Origin of the sequence: Neisseria perflava (genome assembly GCF_019334725.1) — a bacterium.
In the GTDB taxonomy this organism is placed as follows: Bacteria; Pseudomonadota; Gammaproteobacteria; order Burkholderiales; family Neisseriaceae; genus Neisseria; species Neisseria subflava_A.
Genome location: NZ_CP079818.1, coordinates 889,096 through 903,258, shown reverse-complemented (window position 1 = coordinate 903,258; position 14,163 = coordinate 889,096). Strand labels below are relative to the sequence as shown.

The 14,163-nt window shown below is 51.1% G+C and carries 12 protein-coding genes; 2 read left to right on the top strand and 10 right to left on the bottom strand.

The annotated features are described in order from the left end of the window. Positions 1–30 precede the first annotated feature (30 nt). The 5 genes from pgi to zwf form a co-directional block, all read right to left on the bottom strand. Positions 31–1,674: a glucose-6-phosphate isomerase gene (pgi, locus tag LPB400_RS04340; RefSeq protein ID WP_070461368.1), complete on the bottom strand. Its 1,644-nt coding sequence runs from the start codon at positions 1,672–1,674 to the stop codon at positions 31–33. A 143-nt stretch (positions 1,675–1,817) separates the two neighbouring features. Beyond that, positions 1,818–2,666 (bottom strand): DNA-binding transcriptional regulator HexR, encoded by an 849-nt coding sequence (gene hexR, locus LPB400_RS04335; RefSeq protein WP_004519348.1) that lies wholly within the window; start codon positions 2,664–2,666, stop codon positions 1,818–1,820. A gap of 77 nt (positions 2,667–2,743) precedes the next feature. Next, positions 2,744–3,724, bottom strand: coding sequence for a glucokinase (locus tag LPB400_RS04330; RefSeq protein WP_070461367.1), 981 nt, complete (start codon positions 3,722–3,724; stop codon positions 2,744–2,746). Further along, on the bottom strand, positions 3,705–4,400 hold the full coding sequence (gene pgl, locus LPB400_RS04325) for a 6-phosphogluconolactonase (protein WP_070461366.1): 696 nt from the start codon (positions 4,398–4,400) through the stop codon (positions 3,705–3,707). Before pgl ends, LPB400_RS04330 begins: the two co-directional genes overlap by 20 nt. Positions 4,401–4,463: 63 nt before the next feature. After that, positions 4,464–5,909: a glucose-6-phosphate dehydrogenase gene (gene zwf / locus LPB400_RS04320; protein ID WP_070461365.1), complete on the bottom strand. Its 1,446-nt coding sequence runs from the start codon at positions 5,907–5,909 to the stop codon at positions 4,464–4,466. 484 nt (positions 5,910–6,393) lie between these two features. Here zwf and edd point away from each other — a divergent pair, with 484 nt between their 5' ends. Then, the gene (edd, locus tag LPB400_RS04315) at positions 6,394–8,229 is read left to right on the top strand and encodes a phosphogluconate dehydratase (RefSeq protein WP_070461364.1); all 1,836 of its coding nucleotides are present in this window, start codon (positions 6,394–6,396) and stop codon (positions 8,227–8,229) included. A 90-nt stretch (positions 8,230–8,319) separates the two neighbouring features. Continuing rightward, positions 8,320–8,958 (top strand): bifunctional 4-hydroxy-2-oxoglutarate aldolase/2-dehydro-3-deoxy-phosphogluconate aldolase, encoded by a 639-nt coding sequence (locus tag LPB400_RS04310; protein ID WP_070461363.1) that lies wholly within the window; start codon positions 8,320–8,322, stop codon positions 8,956–8,958. A gap of 66 nt (positions 8,959–9,024) precedes the next feature. Here LPB400_RS04310 and LPB400_RS04305 read toward each other — a convergent pair whose 3' ends face one another. From LPB400_RS04305 to LPB400_RS04285, 5 genes are all read right to left on the bottom strand, one after another. Then, positions 9,025–10,629 carry an NAD(P)-binding protein gene (locus tag LPB400_RS04305; protein ID WP_107810239.1) on the bottom strand — a complete coding sequence of 535 codons (1,605 nt, stop codon included), beginning with the start codon at positions 10,627–10,629 and terminating at the stop codon, positions 9,025–9,027. A 198-nt stretch (positions 10,630–10,827) separates the two neighbouring features. After that, positions 10,828–11,190, bottom strand: coding sequence for an adenosylmethionine decarboxylase (gene speD, locus LPB400_RS04300; protein ID WP_107768871.1), 363 nt, complete (start codon positions 11,188–11,190; stop codon positions 10,828–10,830). Then, positions 11,187–11,333 (bottom strand): hypothetical protein, encoded by a 147-nt coding sequence (locus LPB400_RS04295; protein ID WP_162837292.1) that lies wholly within the window; start codon positions 11,331–11,333, stop codon positions 11,187–11,189. Before LPB400_RS04295 ends, speD begins: the two co-directional genes overlap by 4 nt. A 1-nt stretch (position 11,334) precedes the next feature. Further along, positions 11,335–12,855, bottom strand: coding sequence for a DUF4178 domain-containing protein (locus LPB400_RS04290; RefSeq protein WP_199900398.1), 1,521 nt, complete (start codon positions 12,853–12,855; stop codon positions 11,335–11,337). 161 nt (positions 12,856–13,016) lie between these two features. Then, positions 13,017–14,030 carry an SPFH domain-containing protein gene (locus tag LPB400_RS04285; RefSeq protein ID WP_049335400.1) on the bottom strand — a complete coding sequence of 338 codons (1,014 nt, stop codon included), beginning with the start codon at positions 14,028–14,030 and terminating at the stop codon, positions 13,017–13,019. Positions 14,031–14,163: the final 133 nt, after the last annotated feature.

The following is a 14,163-nucleotide window of genomic DNA, read 5'->3' as shown; positions in this document are numbered from 1 at the left end:
TCAGACGGCCTTTTGTTTTAAATAAATGCTTTATTTGTTGGCGTTCAAATAAAGATTAATCAGGCGTGTAGTGGAGCTGTCGTGTTTTTGCACTTCAGTCTCGCCGGTCAATTCGGCAAGAATGGTTTTGGCCAACTGTTTGCCGAGTTCTACGCCCCATTGGTCAAAGCTGTTGATGCCCCAAATAATGCCTTGCACGAAGGTTTTGTGTTCGTACATGGCAATCAGGCTGCCCATATTGCGCGGGTTGATTTTGTCCATGAGGATGAGGTTGGTCGGGCGGTTGCCGGAGAAGGTTTTGTGTGGAACCAGCTCTTCGATACGCGCTTCGTCCATGCCTTGTGCTTGAAGCTCGGCGCGTACTTCGTCAGGCGTTTTACCTCGCATAAAGGCTTCGGCTTGGGCAAAGACGTTTGCCAACAGGATTTCGTGGTGGCCTTGCAAATTGCTGCGTTTTTCAAGGGATGCAATCAGGTCAATCGGCGTGATGTGCGTACCTTGGTGCAGCAGTTGGAAGAAGGCATGCTGGCCGTTGATACCGGTTTCGCCCCAAATAATCGGGGAAGTTTCGTAACCGACCGGTTTACCGTCAAGGGTAACTTGTTTGCCGTTACTCTCCATGTCGAGCTGCTGGATGAATTTGGGCAGGCGGTGGAGATGTTGGTCGTAAGGAGCGATAACGTGGCTGCCGCCGCCGTAGTAGTTGATGTACCAAACACCGATAAGGGCAAGGATAACCGGCAGGTTGCGCTCCAGCGGCGTGTTGATGAAGTGTTGGTCCATCAGGTGTGCGCCGTTGAGCATTTCGATGAAGTTTTCTTCGCCGAGATACAGCATAATCGGCAGGCCGATGGCCGACCAGAGGCTGTATCGTCCGCCGACCCAGTCCCAAAATTCAAACATATTGGCGGTATCGATACCGAATTCGGCAACGGCTTTTTGGTTGGTCGATACGGCAACGAAGTGTTTGGCCACGGCGCTTTCATCGCCTGCATGATCCAAGAACCATTTACGTGCGGTCAGGGCGTTGGTCAGGGTTTCTTGGGTGGTAAAGGTTTTGGAGGCGATGATGAAGAGGGTGGTCTCGGGGTGGACTTTGGACAATACGTCGCGCAGTTGGGAGCCGTCCACATTGGAGACGAAGTGCATGTTCAAACGCGGATGGCCGAAAGGCTTGAGCGCGGTACACATCATCAGAGGGCCGAGGTCAGAGCCGCCGATACCGATATTGACGACGTCGGTAATGACTTGATTGGTATAGCCCAACCAGCTACCGCTGCGGACTTCATGCGCGAACTCGCCCATGCGTTGCAGGACATGGTTAACCTTAGGCATGACATCTTCGCCATCCACGACGATAGGGGCGTTGGTACGGTTGCGCAGGGCAACGTGGAGTACGGCGCGGTTTTCTGTCGTATTGATTTTTTCGCCGTGGAACATTTGCTGCATCCGCTCCGGTACGCCTGCTTCACGCGCCAGCTCGAACAACAGTGCCATGGTTTCGTCGTTGATACGGTTTTTAGAATAATCCAAAGTCAGGCCGCCAACCTGCAGCCAGTAGCGCTCGGCACGTTCGGGATCTTGCTCGAACATTTCACGCATGTGTTGTTCTTTGGTTTCGTCAAAATGTATCCATAATTTTGACCAAGCTGGTAAATCGTGAAGGTGTTTCATCGGATGCTCTCCTGGATAGTGGACAGTTTTGTTGAGAAAACGGCCGTGAGGTCGTCTGAAACGGGAACGGGGTGGTTTCCGTTTTTTGAGGTTTCAGACGGCCTTGATGTGGGTTGGAGCCGTCTGAAGATATCAGTGAAGAATCAATCTTTATCGTATTCGATGTGTTTGTTATGTATGCTTTTTTTACTTTTTTGCAGTTGCGTGCTGGCAGTATCGCCCAAGCGCAAGGCCAAGCCGATAGCAAGAATGTCGATAACGGCCAACTGCAGAAGGCGGGACACCATAGGCGTATAAAGCTCGGCATTTTCCTGAGTGGCAATGCTCAATACACAGTCGGCCATTTGAGCCAACGGCGAATCATTGCGGGTCAGCGCGATAACGGCTGCGCCGTTTTCTTTGGCGATACTGGCCGCGTCCAACAATTCGATAGATGAGCCGGTATTAGAAATCGCCACCAACACATCCTGCTCGGTCAACACGGAAGCTGCCATCAACTGGGTATGCGTATCGACATAGGCAACGGTGGACATACCGAAGCGGAAGAATTTGTGTTGCGCATCTTGGGCAACGATGCCGGAGTTGCCGACTCCATAAAACTCAACGCGTCGCGCGTGCATCAGAATGGCAATCGCGTTTTCCAGCTCGGATTCTTTCAGAAAGCGGCGCTCGCCCAAGAGGGAGGCTGCGGCGTTGCCCAACACTTTTTCGACCACGCTGCCCATGTTGTCATCGGCGTTTAATTCTTCATGAACGTAAGGCATACCTTCATGACCGATACTGGCAGACAAAGCGAGTTTGAACTCAGGCAAGCCTTTGTAACCCAAGCTGCGGCAGAAACGGATTACAGTCGGCTGACTGACGGATGCACGCTCGGCGATTTCGGCCACAGCGGCATGAACGAACCATTTCGGCTCGGCCAACGCAGATTCGGCAACTTTGCGTTCTGCGCCGGAGAGATTGGACAATGATTCGCTGATTTTGCTTAACATATACTCTACCCTTTGATTTTTTGACGTTCAGGACAAGGGTTTTTTCCACCCCCTGCCCTGCACCGCCGTTTGTGTGTTTAAACGTTATTTAAATGATTGTCTAATGCGACCGCCGCGCCGACGATGCCCGGAAACTCGCTCAATACGACATACACGGGAATAGCGGCAAGATAAGCCTCAAAGCGGCCTTTATTTTCAAAGCGGCTGCGGAACGGGGACGTTTTAAAGTAATCCAACACGCGCGGGATAATGCCGCCGCACAAATACACGCCGCCGCGCGCACCCAATGACAAAGCCAAATTGGAAGCAACCGTACCCAGCATGGCGCAGAAAATATCCAAAGTCTGACGGCAAATCGGCGATGTTCCGCTCAATGCCTTATCGGTGATTTCCGAAGGTTTCAGACGGCATTGTTTGATGTTGTCGCGTTTGGCCAATGCTTCGTAAATCAGGCTCAAACCTGCGCCGCTCAAGAAACGCTCGGCAGAAACATGGCCGTATTTGTTTTTAGCGTATTGCCAAATCAACACTTCCATATCGTCAAACGGCGGGAAGCTGGTATGGCCGCCCTCGCCTGCCAATGCCACCCAGCCGGCAGCGCTGTGCACCAAACCGCTGACACCCAAACCGGTACCCGGGCCGATAACGGCTTTAGGTGCAAATTCGATGGGCTTTTGACCGCCGATTTGTACCAAGTCATTCTTTTCAGTTTTGGTCACTGCCAAAGCTTGGGCGGTAAAATCGTTCAACAGAATCAACGTTTCAAAACCCAAAGCCTGACGGGTGGTCTCGATGGAAAACGCCCAGTGGTGGTTGGTCATCTGCACCCAGTCGCCCAAAATCGGATTGGCAATCGCAAAGGCGGCGTGCAAAACTTTCGGGCTGCCTGCGCGTTCCAAATAAGTTTTGACGGCATCAACGACGGTATCGTAATCTTTACAAGGTAAAACTTCAGCCTTCTCAATCACTTGCGGTGCAGTTTCAAGCGCAAAACGGGCATTCGTACCGCCGATATCGGCGACCAGGCGGGGATAAGCTTCAGTGTGCATAGTAGACATGGCAGTTAATTCCTTGGTGATTGAGAATCAGGCTGGTCGGATATTCGGTATCAGCCCTTGTGGCAGCTTTATCAAATACTGCTTTTTTCTCTGCGCCTTGAATGGCCAAAAATACATTCGGCGTCTTGGCAATCGCACCCAAAGTCATGCTCACACGCTCATGCGGCGCGGTAACCGGCGTAGTATGAATCAATGTCGGGTCATCAGCTTCATTGATTGCGGCCTGTAATTGAGGCGCTTGAGGGAACAACGACGCTGTATGCCCGTCTCCTCCCATGCCCAACACCAGCACGTCAGGTTGCTTGTAATGTTTCAATGCATAAGCAACGACAACTTCAGGTTGTAATTCAGTTTCAGACTTTCCGTCTTCAACAACAGGAATCCATGTGGCAACGGCCGCGTTATTTTTGAGCAGATATTCACGTACCAAGCCTGTATTGCTGTCGGCATGCGTGGTCGGGACAATACGCTCGTCCACCAAAGTAATGCCGACATTTTGCCAATTTAAATCTTTTTGCGACAAAGCCTCGAAAAACGCAATCGGCGAACGACCGCCGGAAACAGCCAAAACCGCATGGCCTTTCTCATTCAACGCGGTTTGTAATGCAGCGGCAACGGCATCAGCGAGAGCCTGCGCGGCAGTTGCAGCGTTTTCTTGTTCGTGCCAAACAAACATGTTTCGTCCTTTCATGGTTTCAGACGGCCTTTTGTTGGAAAACAAGGCCGTCTGAAAGAAATATTATTGCTCTTCGTGCCACTTGTTGCCGTCACGCGCCAACAGCGCGCGCGCAGCTTCAGGACCCCAAGAATGGGCTTCGTAAGCATGCGGAGGCGTTGTATTGTTCGCCCAGTTTTCCAGGATAGGCATCACATATTCCCAAGCGGCTTCGAGTTCGTCGCGGCGGTTGAACAAAGCGAGTTTGCCGTTAATCACATCCAGCAGCAGGCGCTCATAAGCCTCAGCGCGGCGGCCCTCTACTGCTGTGCCCAAGTCCACGCCAATCGGTGTCACTTCGACTTTGTTGCCTGCACCCGGGGTTTTTACTTGAGTGTAAAGGCGGACGGATTCGGTCGGTTGTAGTTCAATAACCAAACGATTCGGCGCAGGTTGGCTGTTGTCAAAAATATGGTTTTGCAGCGGATGGAAGTTCAACACGATTTCCGCCACTTTTCCTGCCATGCGTTTGCCGGTACGTAGGTAGAAAGGTACGCCTTTCCAACGCTCGTTTTCAATTTCGGCTTTGATGGCAACATAGGTTTCAGTGAAGCTGTCTTTCGGTACATCGACTTCTTCCAGATAGCCGTTCATGCCGTTTGCTGCAACATATTGGCCGCGAATAACATTTTCGTTGACGGATTCGATGGTCAGCGGTTTCAGCGATTTAATGACTTTTACTTTCTCGTCGCGTACGGCATCCGCATCCAAGCTCGCCGGTGCTTCCATGGCAGTCATACAAAGCATTTGCATCAAGTGGTTTTGCACCATATCGCGCAACGCGCCGGTAATGTCGTAAAACTCGCCGCGTTCTTCCACGCCCAACTGCTCGGCGATGGTCAGCTGTACACTTTCAATATATTTGTTGTTCCACAAAGGCTCGAACATCACATTGGCAAAACGCAAGGCCAGCAGGTTTTGCAGGCTTTCTTTACCTAAATAATGGTCGATACGGTAGATCTGCTCTTCTTTGAAATAACGGGCCACATCTGTATTGATTTGCTGGGAAGAAGCCAAGTCCGTACCCAACGGTTTTTCCAAAACTACGCGCACGTTATCGGCATTCAAACCGATTTCGGCAAGGTTTTCACAGGCTTGCGCAAAGAATTTCGGCGCAGTTGAGAGGTAGATCACGACATTCTCAGTATTCTTGCGCGCTTTTACCAAGTCGCCCAAAGCAATGAAGTCGTCTTTCTTTGTCACATCGACTTTCAAATACTCAAGACGTTGGATAAACGATGCCCACGCTTCTTCTGAGAAGTTTTGTTTGACATGGATTTTAGAATTCGTTTCCACTTTAGCCAAAAAGCCGGCGGTATCCAATTCGCTACGGCTTACGCCCAAAATACGACCTTCGGGATGAAGCAAACCGGCTACATGCGCCTGATACAGGCAAGGCAAAAGTTTACGCATTGCCAAATCGCCGGTCGCGCCAAACAACACCAAATCAAAATTTGTCTGTGTACTCATTGTTTCATCTCTCGTTGAGGAAGCTTGCTTCAAAACTTTTGGACTGTCGTCATCTATAAAAATCGATTAGAATCAAAAGCCTTTAAGCAATAAGCAGTAAAAAACCAATCGCCTGCACCAAAATTTCAAACAAGCGGGCTAATGAGTAGTAATACTACACATGGCTACACATTTTGTCTATTCTCATTTTTACAAATTGTTTGATTTAACATAAAAGTTTGATGACTTTTGCAGCCTGCCATTTTACGAATTGACCATACCTCGATTTAAATCAAATTTCTTCCACTTAGTAAATTATTTTGTAACAAAATTACAGATTTTGTACTATAATATGCGGACGCTTCGAAGAGAAAATCTTCAAATATTCAGACGGCCCATATTATTCATTCCCACAGCTCAAGGCCGTCTGAAGAAAACACCCAATACAAAAATCAGAAACGCGCAAACAAAATCCCTATCATATCGTTTAGCCAGGAGACAGCCCATGAACCCCACTCCGATTCACCCTAAACTCGCCGAGATTACCGAGCGCATCATCGAGCGCAGCCGCCCGACGCGTGAAAAATATCTGGCGAAAATCCGTAGTGCCAAACAGATGGGACGCTTAGAGCGCAACCAACTCGGCTGCAGCAATCTGGCTCACGGCTATGCCGCCATGCCTAAAAGCATCAAAATCGAAATGCTTCAGGAAACCGTCCCCAACTTAGGCATCATCACTGCCTACAACGACATGGTTTCCGCACACCAGCCGTTTAAAGACTTCCCTGACCAAATCAAAGACGAAGCACAGAAAAACGGCGCAACCGCCCAAGTCGCCGGCGGCACGCCCGCCATGTGCGACGGCATCACGCAAGGTTATGCCGGTATGGAATTGTCGCTGTTCTCCCGCGACGTGATTGCCATGAGTACCGCTATCGGTCTGTCGCATCAAATGTTTGACGGCAGCCTGTTTATGGGCGTGTGCGACAAAATTGTTCCCGGCCTGATGATCGGTGCGTTGTCTTTCGGCCATATTCCAGGCATCTTCGTCCCCGCAGGCCCGATGTCCAGCGGTATCGGCAATAAAGAAAAAGCCCGTACCCGCCAGCTTTTCGCCGAAGGCAAAGTTGGCCGCGATGCCTTGCTTGAAAGCGAAATGGGCTCTTACCACAGCCCGGGTACTTGTACCTTCTACGGTACTGCCAACTCCAACCAAATGATGATGGAAATGATGGGCGTACACCTGCCTGCCGCCGCCTTCGTCCATCCTTATACCGACCTGCGCGAAGCCCTAACCCGCTACGCTGCCGGACACCTCGCACGCGGCATCAAAAACGGCACCATCAAACCATTGGGCGAAATGTTGACCGAAAAATCCTTCATCAACGCCCTGATCGGCCTGATGGCAACCGGCGGCTCGACCAACCACACCATGCACCTCGTTGCCATGGCACGTGCCGCAGGCGTGATTTTGAACTGGGACGACTTCGACGAAATTTCCTCCATCATCCCATTGCTGATCCGCGTGTACCCCAACGGCAAAGCCGACGTGAACCACTTTACCGCAGCAGGCGGCCTGCCTTTCGTTATCCGCGAATTGCTGGACGCAGGCTTATTGCACGACGATGTCGATACCGTCGTCGGACACGGTATGCGCCACTACACCAAAGAGCCTTTCCTCATCGACGGCAAACTCGAATGGCGCGAAGCCCCCGAAACCAGCGGCAACGATGACATCCTGCGCAAAGCCGACAATCCGTTCTCCCCAGACGGTGGTTTGCGCCTGATGAAAGGCAACATCGGTCGCGGCGTGATTAAAGTATCTGCCGTGCGCGAAGGTTGCCGCATCATTGAAGCGCCCGCCATCGTATTCAACGACCAACGCGAAGTGTTGGCTGCGTTTGAACGCGGCGAGTTGGAACGCGATTTCGTCTGCGTTGTCCGCTACCAAGGCCCGCGTGCCAACGGTATGCCCGAATTGCACAAACTGACCCCGCCTTTGGGCATCCTGCAAGACCGCGGTTTTAAAGTGGCGCTGCTGACTGACGGCCGTATGTCCGGTGCATCCGGCAAAGTGCCTGCATCCATCCACATGACGCCTGAAGCCCTGATGGGCGGCAATATCGCCAAAATCCGTACCGGCGACCTGATCCGCTTCGACTCCGTTACCGGCGAACTCAACGTCCTGATTAACGAAGCCGAATGGAATGCCCGCGAAGTCGAACGCATCGATTTGAGCGCTAACCAACAAGGTTGCGGCCGCGAACTTTTCGCCAACTTCCGCAGCATGACCAGTAGCGCAGAAACCGGTGCTATGAGCTTCGGCGGCGAATTTGCCTAAACCATTTTCAGACGGCCTTTTAAAACAATCAGGCCGTCTGAAACCATGTTAACAACCCTATTACGATACAGTCCCCAACGGAGACCTAAAATGTCCAAACTGACCCCTCGTGAAATTCTGACAGCCGGCGCAGTTGTGCCTGTGATGGCGATTGACGACTTGAGCACCGCCGTCGATTTGTCCCACGCCCTTGTCGAAGGCGGCATCCCCACCCTCGAAATCACCCTGCGCACCCCCGTCGGCCTCGACGCCATCCGCCTGATTGCCAAAGAAGTGCCTAACGCCATCGTCGGCGCGGGTACGGTAACCAATCCCGAACAGCTCAAAGCCGTCGAAGACGCAGGCGCAGTTTTCGCCATCAGCCCTGGTTTGCACGAATCCCTCGCCAAAGCCAGCCACAACAGCGGCATCCCCCTGATTCCCGGCGTTGCCACTCCGGGCGAAGTCCAACTGGCTTTGGAACACGGTATCGACACCCTCAAACTCTTCCCTGCCGAAGTCGTTGGCGGCAAAGCCATGCTCAAAGCACTCTATGGCCCTTATGCCGACGTTCGCTTCTGCCCGACCGGCGGCATCAGCCTGGTAACTGCACCCGAGTACTTAGCGCTGCCTAATGTCTTGTGCGTCGGCGGCTCATGGCTGACTCCGAAAGAAGCCATCAAAAACAAAGACTGGGATACCATCACCCGTCTGGCTCGCGAAGCTGCCGCTTTGAAACCAAAAGCCTAATCAGGTTATTAAGTTAAAAGAGAAAAGGCCGTCTGAATATGATTTCAGACGGCCTTTTTATATCAATTAAGCCAACACTTTCCGTGCCGCTTCCACACCCCAATACAAAGCCTCTTCAAATACCGAATAGCTGCTTAAATCACTGTGTGCAAACAACAATCCGCCATTTCGGTTTCTGATTTTTAATAAAGCCTCATCGCTTAAATAGCCGGGCTTCGGCACGCTCATACCATGCCCGCGAACGGTAATATCAACATGGGAAACGTGCCGCCAAAAGCCTTCGCCGTAAGCGGTAAGCAGATCTTGGGCGGCAAGCTGGAGCAGCTCTTCGTCGCTTGCTTCAAGCAGCTGGCGGCGGACGACTTGTGGCGCATCGTGATTGAGCGCGGCGTAGGCGGTAAAAATCGTGCGTTCAGGACGGGCAACCCGGATAAACTGGTTGGTCGCAACAACATAGCCCAGCCCTTGGCTGCCGTAAACCACATTGTCCCACGCAAGTTCGCTGTTGTTTTTTTCTTTCGGGAAACTGTGCAGTTCAAAATTAGAAACCAGCCATGGCGCGTATTCTGGGATGTCCAGACCAAATTGTTCGGGAAATTCAATAATGCAGGCGGCAACCATCAGCGGCATGGCGGAGATAACGTGTTGCGCGGTGACAGCAACGGTTTCCCCTTTTGCATTATCACGCAGCCACACTTCAATCCGGCCGTCTGAAAGCGGTTTGATTTTGACGGCAGAAGCATTAACCGAAGCAGGTTTCTCCAAACGGATACTATTTTCAGACGGCCATTGCCAACCTTCCTGCAAACCGGCATGACGGCGCAGGTTTTCAGAAAGATGTGCCAAACCTTCGGGCCAAGTGAGGACGGTTTCTGCATTGTTGCGGGCGGCAAAATAATGCAGCCCGGCAAAGGCAGACACTTGCCCAATGCCTTGTCCGTAATCGTCGCGGCAACAATAATCGAGATACCATAAAAGCTCAGGCGAGTGGTAGTCCTCTTGATCAAGCCATTGTTTAAACGTCAGATGATCGAGTTTGCGCCATGTCTCATCTGCCGATGACAGCGCAATCGGAATAGCAAAAATTTTCTTACCGTCATCGCCGTAAGACTGTTTCAGACGGCCGATTAAATCAAAAAACCGTTTGGAATCCGCATCTTCTTTCGGCAATAAATGTTCCACCCATTTATCCTGATATAAGAGGCGCGATTCGGGCGCATAGACCAAATCGGTTTCCCTAAAGCTGCCGTCCGACTGCAAGATACCGAAATCTACCAACATCTCGCGCACATACACGCTTTCTTTCGACGGCAAAGCCAAATAATGCGCACCGCTCGGCGCTTTCAGGCCGTCTGAAGACGTATAGGCAGCATTGTTGCCATTGCGTTCAAACCCTTCTGCCAACAATACATCGCAGTGATTATGCTTCGCCAAATACCACAACGCCCCCAACCCAGCCGCACCGCCGCCGAGTATCAACGTATTGCATTCATAACGACGGGGCGGCGCTTGCAACAATTCCCGATCGCGCAACAAATGCCCCAACGGCAAGCCGACACGGTTAATAGAAACCGGCGGTTTGCGGTTGAGGTATTTGTAAGTCTGCCAAGAGAAAGCAGAAGCGGCACCAAGCGCGGCGGTATAACTGAGAAATTGACGGCGGGTTAGCATAATAAATTATTGCTTTTCAGTATTTTTTTAGGAAAGCAAGTCATACACCCTTTTCTCTGTAAGATACCCATTATTTCCAAATGCCTTCATGTTATAGAACCGATAACACTTAACCAGCAATAAATTAACATCTCCTGAAATATCAAATGGCGTATGCTTGGCGTTGAACTTTTGCCCCTCTTGCCAATATTGATAAAACTAAAATAAAGTCAAATCACTGCCTCTATTTACAACCGTCCAATCCACCCGTTCCGCCGCCAACTCCCTGCACAAGATTTCCTTCACTTTTTCCAATTTCATGCCGCCGCAGATAAATGCATCAATGGCGGCGAAGCGGTGTTCCGGCCAAGTGTGGATACTGATATGGGACTCGGCGAGCAGTAAAACGCCGGTTACGCCGCCTGCGCCGCCGAAGGTGTGGAAATGTTCGGTTAATATGGTGGCTTCTGCGGCTTGTGCAGCAGCTGCCAAAGCGGTTTTCAGACGGCCTTCATCTTTTAAGATGGCTTCGTCGCAACCGTATAAGTCCAATAGGCCATGATTACCGGGTGCATGGGTCATTTATGGCCTCCGGAATAACCGCTGCCGCCGTAATAGCCGCCGGAGTGCATACGCGAGCCGTCGGAGTCGGAAGAGCCGTAGCTGATGATCATGGAGATGACGATGATGATGGTGCTGAAAATGATGTAAGTGATTCTTGACATATTAATCCTCGTCCTCGTCTTTTTTACCCATGCTCCACAACAACCAGCATCCTACAAAGATGACGGTAAGTGCAGCAGAACTGTCGCCGGTCAAAAGCGCAGGGAGGTTGACGACAACCAAGATGGCGGTCATTATCATTCTTAATGATTTATCAATGCCGTCCGCCGCCATGTTTGCAGTGTAATGCGGAGCTTGGCTGGTCAGATTAAACGCATCTGCAATTTCCCGATAAGCAATTGGGGCACTTCTAGTCCATGCCATTTCGTGACTGTTTAGTTCGGAGCCAATCTTACGGCTTTGTCCGTCTCGGTAATCGCTGTAATAGTTCAAATCACCGTTTCGGACACGCCAATAAAACGCTCCGCTGGCAACCTTGACCTGTCCGCCATAGTCATAAAGTTTGCCATAGCCTTGCGGTTGGCGGTTGCGGTCGAGGCGCGGCCAATCGTTCAAGGTTTCGGAAATATTCCAACCTTCATCAGATTCAACCAACCATAAGAAACCCTGTGTAGGGTTGTAAAGCAGATACTCCGTCCATTGCCCTTCGGGCGTGAGCGTACGGTTGAGGCCGCTGAACAGGTTTTCAAATGTTTCCTGCGCGTCTGTTTCGGCGTATCTGACTGCGCCCATAACGTAAAATTCGCGATTTTTCAGACGGCCTTGTCTGCCGACGGGCAGGGTAAACAGGCTTTGCTGCGCCGTTCGCATGGCGTTGGCGGTAATGAGTTCGGCTTTGTCTTTGCCGATTGCCAATTCGCTGCCGCAGCTTGGGCAGTTGAGATGGGCGGTGAGGCCGTTGACCCAGTGGACGGACGAGCCGCAGTTGGGACAGTTTTCTGAGGAAATACTGCCTTTCAGACGGCCTGCGCTTTCTTTGATTTCGTCTTCGCTGCGGGTGTTTTCCAGCTTCAAATCATCTAGGTTTACCATCCGCCCGAAGAAGGCTTCAGGTGTTTCGCTGCTGTAATCGAGCGTGATGAAAAGGTTTTCGCAACGCCAGTCGGAAACCCGATTTTCTGTATCCTCTTTCAAAACAAACGGCAACTCACCCTGCGCGGCCGCATGTTTCAAGCTGATGTTGCGGACATCGGAGGCAATATAGCGTTTATCTTGAAAAATCAGCTCGCTAAACCCGGCTCGCGTGTCTTCAAATCTCGGCGGACTATCGATTTCGACCGGCATGGTCATCACATACAAATCGCCCGCCTCAGAAAGCCAACCGGCCCTGCCGTCGTCAAACAGCGCATACCATTCGTTCCACGCGCCATCGTCGTACTGCACCTGAAGCCGTCCGACCAAGGTAAAGCGTTGTGCGACAAATGTACCGCTGGTTCCGATTTGCAGCGGACTAAAATCTTCCAGCAACGCGGAATCGCGGCCGGAGTCGACAACGCCGTTATCTTGCCGCACCAGCATGCTGTTGCAATAGCCGCACACCAGCGTCACGGCAGAAGCAGAATGCGCCTCGACAGGTGCTCCGCAGCTTGGGCAGTCGGTTTTGAAGAAAGGAGTTTGAGACATGGGTTTGCTTTTTCAGAATGGGTTGGAGTGTTTCAGACGGCCTTAACGTTTTTGAAGTCGGACAGGCTTAATCAAATCATTTGAAAGGCCGTCTGAAACCTTTTCATAGAAGCAGCTCAACGCTTCTTTTGAATGATATTTTTCAGACGGCCTTCAATTGATCAACCAATCAGCTGTTTCAACACTTCAGCCTTGGCTTTGTCAAAATCTTCTTGCGAAATCAAACCGCCATCCAGCAAAGACTTGAGTTTCACCAATTTAGCCTGCGGATCTTCGGCAACCGGCTGAGCATTTTGCTGAGCCTGTTGCGCATTCGGCTGCATCATGCCAGCCATGGCACCCGCCATCGCCTGACCAATACCGGCACCTACGCCCAAACCTGCACCGATTCCGGCAAGTCCGCCTTCATTTTGTGCCGCAAGCGGAATAGATTCGGCGGTTTGATATTGGGTGTAGCGTCCCAAATCGCCGATAACACCCATCGAAATTTTCTTATCCAACGCAGCCTGAATAGACGCGGGCAAAGTAATGCTTTCAACAGTGAAGTTTTCCAGTGCCAAACCCAGCTTGGCAAATTCCGCGCCAAGCAATTCGCCGATTTTTTGCGACAGCAAAACTTGGTTCGCCGCCATATCCAAGAATGGGATACCGGAGCTGCCGAACGCGGCCGCCAACTGGGTGACTGCGATATTGCGCAGTTGGTTTTCCAAGTCTACGCCGCTGTATTGCGCCGCCACACCGCTGACTTCTTTAAAGAATTTTGCCGGATCGCTGATGCGGTAAGAATACATACCGAACGAACGCAGTTGCACCGCGCCAAACTCGGCATCGCGCACGGTAACAGGTTGGGATGTACCCCATTTACGTGCAAGCTGTTGTTTGGTATTGAAAAAGTAAACATCCGATTTAAACGGAGACTCAAAAAGCTTGTCCCAGTTTTTCAAGTTGGTCAGCACAGGCAACGTTTGCGTATTTAGCGTATAACGCCCCGGACCGAACACGTCGGCGGTTACGCCTTCATCGACAAACATCGCCATCTGCGCCTCACGCACAGTCAGGCTCGCACCGTTTTGGATCTCCTCATCGGCAATCGGAAAACGCCACATCAGCAGGCTGTCATCGGGATTCGGCCATTGAATAACGTCGATAAACTGTTTCTTGATAAAGTTGAACATCGCAGTTCCTTATTTGAAGAAGAAGGGATAACTTATGGGCAGTCAGGTCAATTTGCCTAGTCGGTTATATCGCTTATTTTATATAAATAGAATGTCATATGATATAAACATTCAAAATGTCTTTATGCATGGG